This is a genomic window from Paracoccus pacificus, assembly GCF_042680785.1.
In the GTDB taxonomy this organism is placed as follows: Bacteria; Pseudomonadota; Alphaproteobacteria; order Rhodobacterales; family Rhodobacteraceae; genus Paracoccus; species Paracoccus pacificus.
The window spans coordinates 135013-151952 of record NZ_JBHUEN010000016.1 but is presented as its reverse complement, the minus strand read 5'-3'; the positions used below and the strand labels follow the sequence as shown (position 1 = coordinate 151952).

The following is a 16940-nucleotide window of genomic DNA, read 5'->3' as shown; positions in this document are numbered from 1 at the left end:
CTGAAAATGGGAATATTTCAGGTGTTGATGACACGGAGTCATGTTGAATGATCGACACCCAACCGCTCGCGATCCTGCGCGAGATCGACCGCACCGGCAGCCTGACACTGGCCGCCGACAAGCTGTGCCTGACGCAATCGGCGCTTAGCCACGCCATTCGCCGCTTCGAGGATCGCCACGGCGTCAGCCTGTGGCAGCGCGAAGGGCGTCGTCTGCGGCTGACCCCGGCGGGGGATTATCTCTTGGGGCTGGCGAACCGCGTGCTGCCGCAGCTTGAACATGGCGCGGCCGTTCTTGACGATTACGCCCGGGGCAGGCGCGGCGCGATCCGGGTCGGCATGGAATGTCATCCCTGTCAGGACTGGCTGATGCGCATCGTCGACCCGTTTCTGGCGCAATGGCCGGATGTAGAGCTGGACGTGACCTCGGCCTTTCAGTTCGGCGGGTTGGCGGCGCTGATCGGGCATGAAATCGACGTGCTGGTGACCCCCGATCCGATCGCGCGTCCGGGGCTCGAATATATCGCGGTGTTCGATTACGAACTGGTGCTGGCGGTGGCGGAACAGCACGCTTTGGCGCGGGCCGACAGCGTGGCGCCCGAGGATCTTGCGGCAGAGACGCTGGTCACCTATCCGGTCGCGCGTGAGCGGCTGGATATTTTCACGCAGTTTCTGGTGCCAGCGGGCGCTTTGCCGCGGCGGCACCGGACGGTCGAGACCACCGATCTGATGCTGCGGCTGGTGGCCTCGGGCCGGGCGGTCAGCGCCACTCCGGATTGGCTGGTGCGCGGCACCAAAGGCGTGCGCGGGGTAAGGCTGGGCGACGGAATCGCCAAATCCATCCATCTGGGTCTGCGCAAGGGACAGCGGCCCGACTACCTGACCGGGCTTCTGGATCTGGCGCGCGAGACCCGGGTTTAGGCAGGCTCCACGCAGGACCCTGCGTCCCGTCCGGGCGTCGTTTGCAAAGCGCCTCGGGCCGGCGGGCATGGCTGAGAAAGACGGCATCCAAGCCAGCGATGGTTTTTCGCGCGATCAGGTCCCGAACGCGATCAACGGTGGTCGACCGCCGCTGTGCGCGTATGGGTAATGGACAGAAACGCGCTGAAGGCCCCGGCTTGCGCATCGCGGTGCGGCTGGTCGGAACAGGGTAAAATTCGGATTTTGACGGCGATGTCGGTGGCAATAGGGTAGAATAGCCGCGGCCGCATCGCCCCTTTTCCGGTGATAGCGGACGCTCCGGACGCCTCGCCCGGGGATGGCTGCGGTTTTCCGGCGATCCGGGTCAGATTCCCCCTTGAACCTATAGCCACTAGAGACCCTAGATATACGATTCGATAAAAGCACCTTCCTGCGTAAAGAGGCCCGCGATGACGAATGCAAAGAAAGAAACCACCTATGACTGGACCGTCTCGGGTATGGATTGCGGGTCTTGCGCAAGGAAGATCAAGGATGCGGTCGGGCGTCTGCCGGGGGTCAGCGAAGTCGAGCTTGGCCTTATGTCCGAGCGCCTGCGCCTGACGCTGGATGAGACCAAGACCGGTCGCGAAAAGGTCGAAAAGATGGTGATCTCGCTTGGTTATGGCATTGTGCCCCGCACAGGCGATGCTGCCGGGGCCGCAAACCGCGCCGCGAATAAAACCGCGCATGACCATGACCACGATCACGACCATGACCATGATCACGACCACGACCACGACCATGATCATGATCACGCCGGTCATTCCCATGCCAAAACCGGCGAAGCCAAAACCGCCGCCAAGCGTGACGATTCCGGTCATGGCAGTCCCGGCCATGTCCATGATGATCCGGCCGACCGCGGCAAACGCTGGTTCCAGACCGGCAAGGGCAAGCTGGTCATCTTTACCGCGCTGCTGCTTGGCGCGGCCTGGCTGGTCGAGCTTGTCGCGCCGCAGATCGGCAAATGGGCCTTTGTCGCCGCCTGTGTGATCGGCGTGGCGCCGGTCGCGAAACGGGCATTTGCGGCGCTGCGCCTTGGCCAGCCGTTCACCATCGAAAGCCTGATGACCGTCGCCGCAATCGGCGCGCTGTTCATCGGCGCGGCCGAAGAGGCGGCGCTGGTCGTCTTTCTGTTCGCCGTGGGCGAGGTGCTTGAGGGCGTGGCGGCCGGCAAGGCGCGCGACGGCATCCGCGCGCTTGCCAATCTGGTGCCCAAGACCGCGCTTCTGGAAGAGGGCGGCAGCACCCGCGAGGTTCCCGCATCCAGCCTGAGCATCGGCCAGACCGTGCTTGTCCGCCCCGGGGATCGCGTCCCTGCGGATGGCGAGATCGCCGAAGGAACCTCGGGCGTCGATGACAGCCCCGTCACCGGCGAAAGCGTGCCCGTCACCAAGGGACCGGGCGATGCCGTCTATGCCGGGTCGATCAACACCGAGGCCGCCTTGCGCGTGAAGGTGACGAAGGCGCCCGAGGATAACACGATCGCCCGCATCATCCGCCTTGTCGAGGAAGCCGAAGAGGCGCGCGCCCCGACCGAGCGTTTCATCGACCGCTTCAGCCGCTGGTACATGCCGGCGATCGTGCTGATCGCGGCGCTGGTGGTGGTGGTTCCGCCGCTGGCCTTCGGGCAGCCCTGGGATACGTGGATCTATCGCGGACTGGCGCTGCTGCTGATCGGCTGCCCCTGCGCGCTGGTCATCTCGGTCCCCGCATCCATCGCCTCGTCGCTTTCGACCGGGGCGCGTCGCGGGCTGCTGATGAAGGGCGGCGCGGTGATCGAGGCTGCCGCCAAGACCGACCGGATCGCCTTTGACAAGACCGGGACTCTGACCCATGGCCGGCCGGTGGTCACGGATCTGGTGACCTTCGGCGACACGACCGAGGCCGAGCTTCTGGCCGTCGCGGCCGGGGTGGAAACCGGGTCGAGCCATCCGCTCGCCGTGGCGATCCTGAACAAGGCGTCGGAAGCGGGCGTCGCGGTCCTGCCCTCGAAGGACGCCAAGGCCCTGATGGGCAAGGGCGCGACCGCGATGGTCGGCGACGCGCCGGCATGGGTCACCTCGCCCCGCCACGCGCTGGAGAACGGCGGGCTCGATAACGCCGATCTTCCCCGCGCGACGGCATTCGAGGATGAGGGCAAGACCGCGGTCGCGGTGTTCCGCGAAGGCGCCCCCCTTGGCCTGATCGCGATGCGCGACGAGCCCCGCGCCGATGCGCGCGACGCGGTGGCGCAGTTGAAGGAACTCGGCATCGGCTCGGTCATCCTGACCGGCGACAACCCGCGAACGGCGGCGGCCATCGCCGGCGGTCTGGGGATGGAGTTTCAGGCCGACATGATGCCCGAGGACAAGCTGCGCGTCATCCGCGACATGAACGCGCGGGGCGGGGTGATGATGATCGGCGACGGCATCAACGATGCGCCGGCGCTGAAACAGGCGAGCGTCGGGGTCGCCATGGGGTCGGGGACCGACGTGGCGCTGGAAACCGCCGACGCGGCGATCCTGCGCGACCGGGTGACCGATATTCCGGCGACGGTCCGGCTGGCGCGCGCGACGATGGGCAATATCCGGCAGAACGTGACAATCGCGCTTGGCCTGAAGGCGGTGTTCCTTGTCACCTCGGTCATCGGCCTTACCGGTCTGTGGATCGCTATCCTTGCCGATACCGGCGCCACGGTTCTGGTGACGCTGAACGCGCTTCGCCTGCTGCGGTTCAACCCCGAGCGGGTTTAGGTAAGCCGATCTTCCGGCTTGGGTCGGCGCGGCACCATCCGCGCCGCCCCCGCCCGGCCAGATGCGGGCAAGCGAAGGGATTGCGCCTGACCGCTGACCACGTGTGAGGTTCGGCGGAACCGCCGCCGCATACTCGAGCGGGTCTCCTTCCCGTGCGGGTACGTCGCGCGAGATGATAAAGCCCGGAATTTCATCCCCCGCCGTCATCGCCCCGGGCCTGAACCTGCCGGGCCTTAGTTTGCCGGACCTGAACTTGCCGGGGTGCCGGGGTTCTGCCAGCGCGGTCGCAAAAGCCGAAACCGGGTCCGATAGGCTGTGCACTGTGGATTCGATGTCGGCCCCGGACGGGGCGTCAAGGCGCCGAACCGTTTCACGCCCTTGGCGGACGCCGTTCATGCCGAACCGAAGCCGAGGACCGGAAAGCCCAAATGGCAGGCGTGTTCCGCGGCTTCCGACCGTCTGACCCGGCGCGCGTCAGCGATGCACGGGCGGTCGGGCTTCCGCGGCCTATCACGGGCGCGCGCCAACTGGTTCCTCGATTTCCCCGGAATCTGGTCCTTTGCGCAATGCCAGCGCAGGCATAGTCTTCACGACACTTGTGCGACGGTCGGGGGAGCGAATTGACGCAAGTGGCCAGAATCAGGTTCGGGTTGATCGGCGCCGGTTTCATCGGGCGTGCCCATGCGCTGGCCATCCGCGCCGTCAACGCGACCTTCGGTGACCTTCCCGCCATTGCCGAGCCGCATGTGCTTTGCGACGCCGATCTGGACAAGGCGGTTCGTCTGGCCGCGCAGACCGGCTTTGCCCGCGCCACGGCGGATTGGCGCGAGGCGGTCGAGATGTCCGACGCGGTGGTGATCGCGGTACCAAGCCAGTTCCATGCCGAGATCGCCGCCTATGCGCTTTCCCTTGGCAAGGCGCTGCTTTGCGAAAAGCCGGTCGGGCTGTCGGGGGCAGAATGTCAGGCGCTTGCCGATACGGCCGAGGCCGGGGGCGTATCCAACGCCGTCGGCTTCACCTATCTGCGCGCGCCGATGGTCGCCCATGCGCGGAACCTTCTGGACAGCGGCGCATTGGGCCGGCCGGTCCATTTTTACGGGCGTCATTTCGAGGATTATCTGGCCTCGCCCACCGCGCCCTTTACCTGGCGGCTTGACCGGCGCGTGGCCGGGCGTTGCGGGGCCTTGGGCGATCTTGGCTGTCACATCCTTTCGATCGCCCGTTTTCTGTGCGGCCCGGTCGCCGGCGTTGCGGGCAACAGCGTCATCGTCCATCGCGAACGGCCGGTTTCGCCCGGCGCGGTCGAATTGCGCACGGTCGAGAACGAAGATTACGCCTCGGCCCAGATCCGCTTTGAAAGCGGCGTTCCCGGCGTGATCGAGACCAGCCGCGTCGCCCCCGGCCGCAAGATGGATCTTGCCTTTGAGCTGACCTGCGAACGCGGCACGCTGCGTTTCGACGCCGAACGGATGAACGAATTGCAGGTCTATTTGCAGGACGGCGCCGATAACGGCGTGCAGGGATTCCGGCGGGTGCTGATCAACAGCGACCATCCCGATTATGCCGCCTTTCTGCCGGCGCCGGGGCACGGGCTTGGTTTCAACGATCTCAAGACCATCGAAATCGCCGCCTTCCTGCGGGCGATCGCGGCGGGCGGCAATGTCTATCCCGATCTGGCCGAGGCGGCGCGGATCGCGCGCCTGTGCGAAGCCATCCTCGATTCCTCGGAGAACCCGGGCTGGATCGACAATCCCGAACTTCCACCTTCAAAGCAGTAGGTTCCCATGGCCATCAAGATCGGCATCAACCCCATCACCTGGACGAATGACGACGTTCCCAGCCTTGGCGGAGATACGCCGCTGGAAACCTGTCTGTCCGAAACCCGGCAGGCCGGCTATCGCGGCACCGAACTCGGCGGGAAATTTCCGCGGGAAAGCGCGGCTCTGGCGGAAGTGCTTGGCGAATACGGGCTGGAACTGGTCTCGGGCTGGTATGACGGCCGCATTCTGGAGCGGAGCGTTGACGACGAATTTCAGGCGATCCTGCCGCATCTGACGTTGCTGCGCGATTGCGGCGCCCGCCGCGTCGTCTATGCCGATACCTCGCGCGGACGCCATGACGGCATTTTTCAGCCGATCTCGCAGCGGCCGCGCCTTGGCGACGATGAATGGCGCGATTACGGCCGCAAACTCACCGGGCTTGCCGACCGTTTCGCCGATTTCGGGGTCGGGATGGCGTTTCACCACCACATGGGCACCATCGTCGAGACCGATACGGAAATCGACCGGCTGATGGAGAACACCGGCGACTCCGCCGGGCTTTTGTTCGACACCGGCCATTGCCTGTTCTCGGGCGGTGATACGGCGGCGCTGCTTGATCGGCATATCGACCGGGTCGTGCATTTCCACTGCAAGGACGTGCGCCCCGAGATCCTCGCCCGCGCCCGCGCCACGGATATGAGCTTCATGGACGCGGTGCTGGCGGGGATTTTCACCGTCCCCGGCGATGGCAGCCTCGATTTCACCGCGCTTCTGTCGAAACTGGCCAAGCGTGGTTATGACGGCTGGCTGGTCGTCGAGGCCGAACAGGACCCGAAAAAGGCCGAGCCGCTGACCTATGCGACGATGGGCTATCGCAATCTGCTGGATATGGCGCGGCGCGCGGGCTTTACCGTCACCGAGGCGAGGGCCGCATGATGAGCGTTCCGCATGTAACCATCAATGTCGACGATATCGGCATGTGCCATGGCGCCAATACCGCCTTTGTCGAATTGTCGAAGGCGGGACGGGTCGATTCCGGTTCGCTGATGCTGCCCTGCCCATGGGCGTCCGAGATGATTGACCTCGGGCTTGACGATCCGTCGCTGAACATCGGCCTTCACCTGACGCTGACCTCGGAAAAGAAATACTATCGCTGGCGTCCGCTGACCGCGGCGGGCAAGGCGTCGGGGCTGGTCGATGACGATGGCTACCAATGGCGCAGCGTTCCCGAATTGCGGCGCAACGCCGACCCGTCGGCGGTCGAGGACGAGCTTCGCGCCCAGATCGAGCGGTTCCTTGGCACCGGGCTGAACCCGGCACATATGGACGGCCATATGGGCGCGGTCTTTTCGCCCGAGTTCTATGACATCTACATCCGGCTGGGTCAGGAATACGGTTTGCCGACGCTCTATCCCGCCTCGATCGTGGCTTACGGCCCCTATCACAATCTGGGCGAGGTCGAGGACGGGTTCTACCGCGAGCGCGCCGAGGTGCTGTCGGCGTCGGGTCATGGGCTGGTCGACCGGGTGCTTGAAACGCCGTGGCATCTGCGGGGTACCGCGGCGGATCGCTATACCGACCTGTTCGGCCAGATCGGCGGCGGCGTGAACTATTTCGCCCTGCATGTGAACGCGCCCGGAGAAATCTCGCTGATCGAACCGGAATCGGCCGAGGTGCGCATTCAGGAATACCAGTTTCTGGCCAGCGACGAGTTCGGGCGCTGGCTCGAGGGGCAGAGCTTCAGCCGCGGCACCCTGCCGCGCTGAACATTAACCAAGAAGCGCCGTTCAAGGTGCCGGATCCCAAACTTATCAGGAGAGGAGAAATCATGAAAACAATCGTACAGATGACCCGTCGTGGTCTTGCCGTTCTGTCGTTGGGCGCCTTCGCCGTTCTGGCGCAGCCTTTCAGCGCCGCCGAGGCGCAGGTGAAAGAGGCCAAGGATGTCCGCGTCGTATTCGTGACCCATGGCCAGGCGAACGATGTGTACTGGACCATCGTCAAGAACGGCATGCAAGAGGCCGCCAAGGCGCTTGGCGTGACCGTCGAATATCAGGCCCCGGAAACCTTCGACGTGGTGCGCATGGCCCGGATGATCGAGGCCGCGACGGCGTCGAAGCCCGACGGGCTCGTAGTCTCGATTCCGGACGCGGCGGCGTTGAAGCAGCCGATCGAGAACGCCAAGGCGGCCGGCATCCCGGTCATCGTCATCGACAGCGGCGAGGATCAGGTCAATGAATGGGGGCTTGATCTGTTCGTCGGCGGCGGCTCGGAATATGACAACGGTGTCCGCGCCGGCAAGATGATGGGCGAGGCCGGCGTGAAGCAGGGGCTTTGCGTCAACCACGAGGTCGGTAACGTCAGCCTTGACCGCCGTTGCGAGGGCTTCGGCAAGGGGCTTGAGGAAAGCGGCGGCAAGGCCACGGTCGTATCGGTGACGATGGATCCGACCGATGCGTCGCGCCGCGTCGATGCGGCGATCTCGACCAATCCCGACGCGACCGGCATCCTGACGCTGGGGCCGACCGTCGCCGCGCCGATCCTGAAGATGCTCGAGGACCGGGGCACGGTCGACAAGTTCAAGCTGGCCACCTTCGATCTGTCGCCCGAGGTTCTCGACGCGGTCGATCAGGGCAAGATGATGTTTGCGATCGACAATCAGCAGTTCCTGATGGGGTATTATCCGGTCGTTTTCCTGACGGCCAAGGCGATGTACCATACCTTCCCGCCGCAGGCCGTTCGCACCGGACCGGCTTTCATCATGCAGAAAGATGCCGCCGCCGTCCGTGATCTGAGCAAGGCCGGCTTCCGTTGATCAGGACGCAGCGCAACAACGGGGAAGAAAAGACTATGGGCACCATGTCGGATCAGACAGAAGCGCAGACGACGCTCCCCAAGGCAATGCCGCCCCGGAATACGGGGCGGCGGCTGGCCCGGCTGATGCGCCGGCCAGAGCTGGGCGCGCTTAGCGGGACGATCCTCGTCTTCTTGCTGTTCGCGATCTTCGCGGGCAACAGCGGGCTGTTCAGTGCGCTGGGCATCGCCAACTTTCTACAGGTTTCGGCGCAGCTCGGCATTCTCGCGGTCGCCGTGGCGCTGCTGATGATCGGGGGCGAGTTCGACCTTTCGGTCGGTTCGATGATCGGCTTTGCCAGCGTCACGATCGGGCTTGGTGTCACCCATTTCGGCCTGCCGATCTGGGGGGCGGTGCTGGTGGCCTTCGTTCTTGCGGCGATCGTGGGCACGATCAACGGGGTTCTGGTCGTGCGGACGGGCCTTCCGTCCTTTATCGTCACGCTGGCCAGCCTGTTCATCCTGCGCGGGCTGACGCTGGCCGTCACCCGCTCGATCACCGGGCGCACCCAGATCCCCTATATCACCGAGGGCTATGAAAACTCGTTCTTCGTGCAGTTGTTCGGCGGCAAGTGGCTCAGCGGTCTGTTCCAATGGATGGGGAACATGGGCTGGATCGACGTGAAGGCCGACGGAACACCGCTGGTCGCCGGGCTGTCGATGGCTGTCGCGTGGTGGCTTTTGCTGGTCGCGGTGGCGACGTGGATCCTGCTCAGGACGCGGTTCGGCAACTGGATCTTCGCCGTCGGCGGCGACGCGAATGCGGCGCGCAATGTCGGGGTGCCGGTGGCGCGGGTCAAGATATTGCTGTTCATCGGCACCGCCATGGCCGCGACGCTGTTCGCCACCATTCAGGTGCTTGAGGCGGGTTCCGCCGATACGCTGCGCGGCACGCTGAAAGAGTTTCAGGCGATCATCGCGGCGGTGATCGGCGGCTGCCTTCTGACCGGCGGCTATGGCTCGGCCATCGGCGCGATGTTCGGCGCGCTGATCTTCGGCACGGTCGAGATGGGGATCTTCTACACCGGTATCGACTCGGACTGGTTCAACGTCTTTCTGGGCGTGATGGTGCTGATCGCGGTGCTGGTGAACAACTTTGTCCGCCGCAAGGCCACGGAGGCATGACCATGACCACCGCCCCGATCATCGAATTGCGCGACGTCAGCAAAAGCTTCGGCTCGGTCACCGCGCTGACCAATATCAACATCGCGGTCGAACCGGGCGAGGTTCATTGCCTCTTGGGCGATAACGGCGCCGGGAAATCGACCCTGATCAAGATCCTTTCGGGGGTCTATCAGCCGACCACCGGGGAAATCAGGATCGACGGGCAGCCCAAGGTCCTCGCCACCCCGCGTGCGGCGCTGGACGAAGGTATCGCGACGGTTTTTCAGGATCTCGCGATGATCCCGTTGATGAGCATCACCCGCAACTTCTTTCTTGGCCGCGAGCCGACGACGGGCTACGGGCCGCTGCGGCGCATCGACATGAAAACCGCCGATCGCATCGCCTTTGGCGAGTTGGCCAAGATCGGGATCGACATCAAGGACCCGCAACAGGCGGTGGGCACGCTGTCGGGCGGCCAGCGCCAATGCGTCGCCATCGCGCGCGCCGTCTATCATGGCGCCCGCGTGCTGATCCTTGACGAGCCGACCTCGGCGCTGGGCGTGCATCAGGCCTCGACGGTGCTGCGCTATATCGTGCAGGCGCGGGCCAGCGGTCTTGGCGTGATCTTCATCACTCACAACATCCATCACGCCTATCCGGTGGGGGACAAGTTCACCCTGCTTAATCGCGGCACCTCGGTCGGGACGTTCCGCAAGGACCAGATCACCGAAATGGAGGTTCTGGACATCATGGCCGGCAAGCGCGAGCTGAAAGCGTTGGAAGCCACGCTCAATGAGGTTAATCTGCCCGGCTGAGGAAGGGCCGTCGAACGGATCATCCGGCGGGCAGTCGGGTCATCCGGGGTTCTGCGGGCGTTCCTCTTCGGATGCGGCGGCGGAGGGATTGGTACGGTCATGAGCAACCTCTTTCCAAGCGAGGGCATTTTTCTTGACCGTAACGGTGCTGCGCCGCTGCCGCGCCAGCTTTATTTCGAGATCCGGCGGCTGATCGAAAACGGCACGCTGCCGGCGCACAGCCAGCTTCCGGCATCGCGGGTGCTGGCCGCCGATCTTCGGCTGGCGCGCAATACCGTCATCGCGGCCTATGACCAACTGGCCATCGAAGGCTATCTGGTCGTCCGGCGCGGCGCGGTTCCGAAGGTCGCCGACCTGCCGCTGATCCCCGAGGAAGGCCGCGCACCGGGCCAGGACTCGGCCGGCCGGCTGTCGCAGCGGGGCAAAGTGCTGGTATCCCAGCCTTTTCACCACGGCGACCCCGGCCAGCCGGGCTTTCATCCGGGGATGCCGGATGCCGAGCATTTTCCCTTCAGCGTCTGGTCGAAGATGCTGGCCGCCCGCGCCAAGCACGCCCGCAGCAGCCTTTTCGGCACCTATCACATCTGCGGCCATCCAGAACTGCGCGAGATGATCCGGCGCTATCTGGCCACCTCGCGCGGGGTCAACTGCCGTGTCGAACAGATCGTGGTCACCAATGGCGCGCAGGCTGCGTTCGACCTTCTGGCGCGGTTGCTGCTTGACCCCGGCGATACCGTCTGGATGGAGGAACCGGGCTATTACGGCGCCGCCTCGGCCTTTGTCAGCGCCGGGGCGCGGCTTAGCCCGCTTCGGGTCGACGATGACGGCTGGCAGCTTCGCCCCGAAACCGCCGGCAACCCGCGCGCGATCTATGTGACGCCGTCATGCCAGCATCCGCTTGGCCTGACCATGTCGCAGGACCAGCGCCTGCGGCTTTTGCGGCTGGCCGAGGATTTCGACGCCTGGGTGATCGAGGATGATTATGACAGCGAATACCGCTTTCAGGGTCAGCCGATCCCGGCGCTGCACGGCATCAGCAATTCGCGGCGGGTGATCTATGTCGGCACCTTCGCCAAGGTGTTGTTCCCGGCCATGCGGCTGGGCTTCATGGTGCTGCCGGCCGAGCTGGCCGAAGCCAGCGCCGCCGCGCTGAGCGTCACCGGCCAGTTCGCGCCGCTGATCTCGCAGGCGGCGCTGGCGGATTTCATCGCCGAGGGCCATCTGGTCCGGCACCTGCGGAAGATGCGCCGGCTTTATGCCGGCCGGCGGTTGTGCTTCATCGAAAACTGCGAGGCATTGCTGGGCGAGTGGCTGCATGTTCCGCGCACCGATTCGGGCATTCAGTTCGTCTGCACGCTGAAGAACGCGCTGGACGACCACATGATCGCGACCGAGGCCCGCAAACTTGGCGTCAATCTTTCGCCGCTTTCGATTCAATACCGCCACGAGCCCGGCCGACAGGGACTGGTGATCGGCTTTGCGGCGGTGAACGAACGCAATATCCCGCCGGGGCTGCGCAATCTGCGGCGCCTGTTCGAGACGCTGGACCGGGCTCAGGACAGGGCGCCGGACCGGGCGCCGGATCCGCGGACTGGTTCCTGAAATTCCCGCGAAACTGGCGCTTTTGTTTGGCACGGCCTTGGCGGAATTCTGTGCATGGCCGCCCTTGCGTTGCGCGTCCGCGTTGCGATCCCCGGCCGCACGGAACAAAGGAAGCGAGAAAGACCATGATCGACATCTGTCTGTTTGGCGCGGGAATGATCGGCGCGGTGCACGCCGGTAACGTTCGGCGCCATCCGCGTGCGCGGCTGAAATACGTGGTGGATCCGAATGCCGAAGCCGCGACCCGTATCGCCGCGGCAACCGGCGCCGAGGTCACCGATGTCGAAACCGCCCTGACCGATCCCGCGATCCGCGGCGTGATCATCGCCTCGGCCACCCGGACCCATGCCGACCTGTCCATCGCCGCCGCGCAAAGCGGCAAGGCGATCTTTTGCGAAAAGCCGATCGACATGGACATCGCCCGGACCGATGCCTGCCTTGCGGTGATCCGCGAAACCGGGGCGCTGTTCCAGATCGGGTTCAACCGCCGTTTCGATCCAAGTTTCGCCGCGCTCAAACAGCGCATCCTTGACGGCGAGATCGGGGCCGTCGAACAGGTCGTCATCACCAGCCGCGACCCCGAGCCCGAGGCCGAGGCCGCCGTCGCCGCCGGCGGCGGGCTTTACCGCGAAATGACCATCCATGATTTCGACATGGCGCGGCACATGTTGGGCGAGGAGCCGGTGGAGCTGTTCGCCGCCGGCGCCTGCCTGATCCAGCCCTATTTCGCGCGGCACGGCGATGTGGACAGCGCCATGTTCATTCTGCGCACGGAATCGGGAAAACTGTGCCATATCAATAATTCCGCCCGCGCCGTTTACGGCTATGACCAGCGGGTCGAGGTTCACGGGTCGGGCGGCATGCTCAGCGCCGGGAACCGCCGGCCGACCTCGGTCGAGCTTTCGTCCGCCGCGGCGGTCTCGCGCGACAAGCCGCTTCATTTCTTCATCGAACGCTATCAGGAAAGCTATTTCGCCGAACTCGACCATTTCCTAGACTGTATCGAAACCGGCACCCAACCCTCGGTCGGAACCGAGGATGGGCGCCGCGCCATGCTGATGTGCGAGGCGGCGAAGGTCTCGGCCGTCTCGGGCCGGTTCGAGCCGCTGGGGTTCTGACCACGCGGAGGGGCCGAGGGAAAAGGGGGAGACGATGCGTTCACTGGACGTGATCACGATCGGGCGGAGTTCGGTCGATTTATATGGCGACCAGGTCGGTGGCCGGCTGGAGGACATGGGGTCTTTCAGCAAATACATCGGCGGATCTCCGGCGAATATCGCCTGCGGGGCGGCACGGCTTGGTCTTCGGTCGGCGGTGATCACCGGGGTCGGCGACGAACATATGGGCCGGTTCATCCGCGAGCAGCTGATCCGCGAAGGCGTCGACGTGCGCGGGGTTAAGACCGACCCCGAGCGGCTGACGGCGCTGGTGCTTCTGGGGATCCGGGACGAGACGCGGTTTCCGCTGATCTTCTACCGCGAGAACTGCGCCGACATGGGCCTGACCGAAGCGGATATAGACGAGGATTTCATCGCCGGGGCGCGAAGCGTGCTGGCGACGGGGACGCATCTTTCCCATCCCCGGACGCGGGCGGCGGTGCTGAAGGCGCTTGCTTTGGCGAAGAAGCACGGGGCCCGGACGGCGCTTGACATCGACTATCGGCCGAACCTGTGGGGGGTGGCGGGCCACGATGCGGGCGAAAGCCGGTTCGTCGAAAGCGACAAGGTGACGGCCGAGCTGCAATCGGTGCTGCATCTGTTCGACCTGATCGTCGGCACCGAGGAAGAGTTTCACATCGCCGGGGGCACCACCGACACCGTGGCGGCGTTGCGCGCGGTGCGCGCCGTCAGCGATGCGGTGCTAGTCTGCAAGCGCGGCGCCGCGGGCGCGGTGGCGTTCGAGCGCGCGATCCCGGACAGTCTTGACGACGGCCAGACCGGCCCGGGCTTTCCGATCGAGGTGTTCAACGTTCTGGGCGCCGGCGACGGGTTCTTCGCCGGGCTGTTGAAGGGCTGGCTCGAGGATCGCGACTGGCCGACGGCGCTTGCCTATGCCAACGCCTGTGGGGCTTTCGCGGTGTCGCGCCACGGCTGCACGCCGGCCTATCCCTCGCTGGCCGAGCTGGAATTCTTTCTGGCGCGCGGGGTGATCCGGCCCGATCTGCGCAACGATGCCGCGCTGGAACAGATCCACTGGGCGACCAATCGCCGGCATCCGGGGGCGGGCGCGGGCGCCGGGCCGGACATCCGGATCTTCGCCTTCGATCATCGCGGGCAGTTCGAGGCGATGCCGGGCTATACGCCGGCGAAGGGCGGCGCCTTCAAGACGCTGTGTCTGGCGGCGGCGCGGGCGGTCGCGGACGGGCAGAGCGGCTATGGCATCCTGTGCGACGACCGCATCGGGCGGACGGCGCTGCATGCGGCCTCGGGGTCAGAGCTGTGGGTCGGGCGACCCTGCGAATGGCCTGGGTCGCGGCCGCTTGAACTGGAACCCGAACTGGGCCCCGATTGCGGCGGTCTGAACGCATGGCCCCGCGCGCAGGTGGTGAAGGTGCTGTGTTTCTGCCATCCGGACGACGATGCCGCGATGCGCGCCGGGCAAGAGGCGACGGTCGCGCGCCTGTTCGCGGCGGCGCGGCGCAACGGGCTGGAGTTTCTGCTGGAGATCATCCCGTCGAAGGTCGGTCCGGTCGACGACATGACCACCGCGACGCTGATCCGGCAGTTCTATGCGGCCGGGATCTATCCCGACTGGTGGAAGCTGGAGCCGATGCGAAGCCCCGCGGCCTGGGCGAATGCGATCGCGGCGATCGAGGCGCATGACCGGCATACGCGCGGTATCGTGGTACTTGGGCTCGATGCGCCCGAGGCGGAACTGGCGGCCTGTTTCGAGGTCGCGGCCGGCTTCCCGCTGGTGCGCGGCTTCGCCGTCGGCCGGACGATCTTCGGGGATGCGGCGCGGGCATGGCTGGGGGGGGATCTGGACGATGCCGGCGCGGTGGCGGCGATGGCGGCGCGATTCGGGCGTCTGTGCGGGATCTGGGACGCGGCGCGGGTCGGCGCCCCGGCGGCGGTGTGAAGGCGGCGGTGTCAGGGGAGGAGGAAGGGGGGCGCTGCCCCGTCCGACGCAAGCGCCGGGCGCTCGCGCCGGACTCCCCGGGATATTTCAGCAAGGAAGATGAGGTGAGGCGATGAGCGGCACGGTCAGATTGACGGCGGCGCAGGCGATGGTGCGCTGGCTCTCGGTGCAGATGACAGAGGATGGCGCGCGTTTCATCGACGGGGTCTGGGCGATCTTCGGCCATGGCAACGTGGCCGGGATCGGCGAGGCGCTGCACGGCATCGGCGACGCCTTGCCGACATGGCGCGGGCAGAACGAACAGACCATGGCCCATGCCGCCATCGCCTTCGCCAAGGGGCACGGGCGCAGGCGGGCGCAGGCGGTGACCAGCTCGATCGGGCCGGGGGCCACGAACATGGTCACGGCGGCGGCGCTGGCGCATGTGAACCGGCTGCCGGTCCTGTTTGTCCCGGGCGACGTCTTTGCCAGCCGGCGCCCCGATCCGGTGCTGCAGCAGGTCGAGGATTTCGACGACGGCACGGTTTCGGCCAATGATTGTTTTCGCCCGGTGGTGCGTTACTTCGACCGCATCACCCGGCCCGAGCATCTGCTGACCGCCTTGCCGCGCGCCCTGCGGGTGATGACTGATCCGGCCGATTGCGGGCCGGTCTGTCTGTCCTTCTGTCAGGATGTGCAGGCCGAGGCCTTTGACTGGCCCGAGGCGTTCTTTGAACCCCGGGTCTGGCGCATCCGCCGCGCCGAGCCCGATGCCGCCGAGCTGGCCGGGGCGGCGGCGCTGATCCGCGCCGCGAAAGCGCCGGTGATCGTGGCCGGTGGCGGGGTAATCTATTCCGGCGCCGAGGACGCCCTGTCCGATTTCGCCAGCCGCCACAACATCGCGGTGATCGAGACCCAGGCCGGCAAATCGGCCCTGCCGCAATCCCATGCGATGAACCATGGCGCCGCCGGCGTCGACGGGGCGGCATCGGCCAACCGGGCGGCGCGGGGCGCCGATCTGGTCATCGCGGTCGGCACGCGGCTGCAGGATTTCACCACCGGCTCGCGCAGCCTGTTCGGCGATGCCCGGCTGCTTGGGATCAACGTGCAGCCCTATGACGCTGGCAAGCATGGCGGCGCGGCTCTGGTCGCGGATGCGCGCGTCGCGCTGGAGCGGTTGGGGGCGCTGTTGGGGGATTACCGGGCGGATGCGGCCGATGCCGGGGCGCGGGCGGCATGGCTGGATGCGGTCGACGCGCATTGCGCCGCGCCCGCCGACACCAACGCATTGCCAAGCGACGCGCAGGTGATCGGCGCGGTGCAGCGCGCGACCGGCCCCGATGCCATCGCCATGGGCGCGGCCGGCACCATGCCCGGGGCGCTGAAACTGCTGTGGCAGGCGGGGCAGGGCGGATATCACATGGAATACGGCTTTAGCTGCATGGGCTATGAGATCGCGGGCGCGATGGGTTTGAAACTCGCCCGGCCGGACCGCGAGGTGATCTGCTTCGTCGGCGACGGCAGCTATATGATGGCCAATTCCGAACTGGCGACGGCGGTGATGCGGCGCATCCCCTTCACCGTGGTTCTGACCGACAATCGCGGCTATGGCTGCATCAACCGGCTGCAACAGGCGACCGGCGGCGAGGCGTTCAACAACCTTTACACCAGCAGCAATGTCGAGGTTCAGCCGCAAATCGACTATGTTGCCCATGCCGCGTCCATGGGGGCGCATGCGGTGAAGGCGGCGGGCATTGCCGATCTGGAGGCGGAAATCCGCGCCGCGCGCGGACGTGACATCCCAAGCGTGATCGTGATCGAGACCGACCCGACCGAAGGCCCTGGCTTCGGCGATGCCGGGCAATGGTGGGACGTCGCCGTGCCCGCCGTTGGTGACACCGAAAAACTGCGCACCGCCTATGCCCGCTATCTCAAGGCTGCATCCCGGCAGGTCGTGGTGAACTGAAAGAAGCAACAAGATGCGCCGCGGGGCCGAGCCGATCCCGTGGCCGAACGGCGCCCGTTGCGCCTGCACCATCACCTTCGACGTCGATGCCG

Annotated in this window: 12 protein-coding genes; all 12 read left to right on the top strand. The window is 65.9% G+C overall.

Annotated features, from left to right (window positions below; translation table 11 throughout):
* The first annotated feature begins 47 nt into the window (after positions 1–47).
* The 12 genes from ACFSCT_RS06215 (at position 48) to iolD (ending at position 16848) form a co-directional block, all read left to right on the top strand.
* Positions 48–920 (top strand): LysR family transcriptional regulator, encoded by an 873-nt coding sequence (locus tag ACFSCT_RS06215; RefSeq protein WP_379141054.1) that lies wholly within the window; start codon positions 48–50, stop codon positions 918–920.
* 449 nt (positions 921–1369) lie between these two features.
* Positions 1370–3691: a heavy metal translocating P-type ATPase gene (locus ACFSCT_RS06210; protein ID WP_379141052.1), complete on the top strand. Its 2322-nt coding sequence runs from the start codon at positions 1370–1372 to the stop codon at positions 3689–3691.
* Between the two features lie 629 nt (positions 3692–4320).
* Complete coding sequence (locus tag ACFSCT_RS06205) at positions 4321–5469, top strand: Gfo/Idh/MocA family protein (protein WP_379141051.1); 1149 nt, start codon at positions 4321–4323, stop codon at positions 5467–5469.
* A 6-nt stretch (positions 5470–5475) separates the two neighbouring features.
* On the top strand, positions 5476–6387 hold the full coding sequence (iolE, locus tag ACFSCT_RS06200; protein ID WP_379141049.1) for a myo-inosose-2 dehydratase: 912 nt from the start codon (positions 5476–5478) through the stop codon (positions 6385–6387).
* Positions 6387–7217: a polysaccharide deacetylase family protein gene (locus ACFSCT_RS06195; protein ID WP_379141047.1), complete on the top strand. Its 831-nt coding sequence runs from the start codon at positions 6387–6389 to the stop codon at positions 7215–7217. The genes iolE and ACFSCT_RS06195 overlap by 1 nt, the downstream gene beginning before the upstream one ends.
* Before the next feature lie 62 nt (positions 7218–7279).
* Positions 7280–8266, top strand: a complete 987-nt coding sequence (locus ACFSCT_RS06190) for a rhizopine catabolism ABC transporter substrate-binding protein (RefSeq protein ID WP_379141045.1) — start codon at positions 7280–7282, stop codon at positions 8264–8266.
* A 44-nt stretch (positions 8267–8310) separates the two neighbouring features.
* On the top strand, positions 8311–9429 hold the full coding sequence (locus ACFSCT_RS06185) for an ABC transporter permease (RefSeq protein WP_379141044.1): 1119 nt from the start codon (positions 8311–8313) through the stop codon (positions 9427–9429).
* Positions 9426–10223 (top strand): ATP-binding cassette domain-containing protein, encoded by a 798-nt coding sequence (locus tag ACFSCT_RS06180; protein WP_379141042.1) that lies wholly within the window; start codon positions 9426–9428, stop codon positions 10221–10223. Before ACFSCT_RS06185 ends, ACFSCT_RS06180 begins: the two co-directional genes overlap by 4 nt.
* Before the next feature lie 99 nt (positions 10224–10322).
* Positions 10323–11825: a rhizopine catabolism transcriptional regulator MocR gene (gene mocR / locus ACFSCT_RS06175; RefSeq protein ID WP_379141040.1), complete on the top strand. Its 1503-nt coding sequence runs from the start codon at positions 10323–10325 to the stop codon at positions 11823–11825.
* A gap of 125 nt (positions 11826–11950) precedes the next feature.
* Positions 11951–12943 (top strand): inositol 2-dehydrogenase, encoded by a 993-nt coding sequence (iolG, locus tag ACFSCT_RS06170; RefSeq protein ID WP_379141038.1) that lies wholly within the window; start codon positions 11951–11953, stop codon positions 12941–12943.
* A gap of 34 nt (positions 12944–12977) precedes the next feature.
* Positions 12978–14903: a bifunctional 5-dehydro-2-deoxygluconokinase/5-dehydro-2-deoxyphosphogluconate aldolase gene (locus ACFSCT_RS06165; protein WP_379141036.1), complete on the top strand. Its 1926-nt coding sequence runs from the start codon at positions 12978–12980 to the stop codon at positions 14901–14903.
* 112 nt (positions 14904–15015) lie between these two features.
* Positions 15016–16848 (top strand): 3D-(3,5/4)-trihydroxycyclohexane-1,2-dione acylhydrolase (decyclizing), encoded by a 1833-nt coding sequence (iolD, locus tag ACFSCT_RS06160; RefSeq protein WP_379141034.1) that lies wholly within the window; start codon positions 15016–15018, stop codon positions 16846–16848.
* Positions 16849–16940: the final 92 nt, after the last annotated feature.

Excerpts from the sequence above, each read along its gene's own strand:
- ACFSCT_RS06165 (WP_379141036.1), top strand. The coding sequence starts at position 12,978 with ATGCGTTCACTGGACGTGATCACGATCGGGCGGAGTTCGGTCGATTTA.
- ACFSCT_RS06215 (WP_379141054.1), top strand. The coding sequence starts at position 48 with ATGATCGACACCCAACCGCTCGCGATCCTGCGCGAGATCGACCGCACC.
- mocR (WP_379141040.1), top strand. The coding sequence starts at position 10,323 with ATGAGCAACCTCTTTCCAAGCGAGGGCATTTTTCTTGACCGTAACGGT.
- iolD (WP_379141034.1), top strand. The coding sequence starts at position 15,016 with ATGAGCGGCACGGTCAGATTGACGGCGGCGCAGGCGATGGTGCGCTGG.
- iolG (WP_379141038.1), top strand. The coding sequence starts at position 11,951 with ATGATCGACATCTGTCTGTTTGGCGCGGGAATGATCGGCGCGGTGCAC.
- ACFSCT_RS06210 (WP_379141052.1), top strand. The coding sequence starts at position 1,370 with ATGACGAATGCAAAGAAAGAAACCACCTATGACTGGACCGTCTCGGGT.
- ACFSCT_RS06185 (WP_379141044.1), top strand. The coding sequence starts at position 8,311 with ATGTCGGATCAGACAGAAGCGCAGACGACGCTCCCCAAGGCAATGCCG.
- ACFSCT_RS06195 (WP_379141047.1), top strand. The coding sequence starts at position 6,387 with ATGAGCGTTCCGCATGTAACCATCAATGTCGACGATATCGGCATGTGC.
- iolE (WP_379141049.1), top strand. The coding sequence starts at position 5,476 with ATGGCCATCAAGATCGGCATCAACCCCATCACCTGGACGAATGACGAC.
- ACFSCT_RS06180 (WP_379141042.1), top strand. The coding sequence starts at position 9,426 with ATGACCATGACCACCGCCCCGATCATCGAATTGCGCGACGTCAGCAAA.
- ACFSCT_RS06190 (WP_379141045.1), top strand. The coding sequence starts at position 7,280 with ATGAAAACAATCGTACAGATGACCCGTCGTGGTCTTGCCGTTCTGTCG.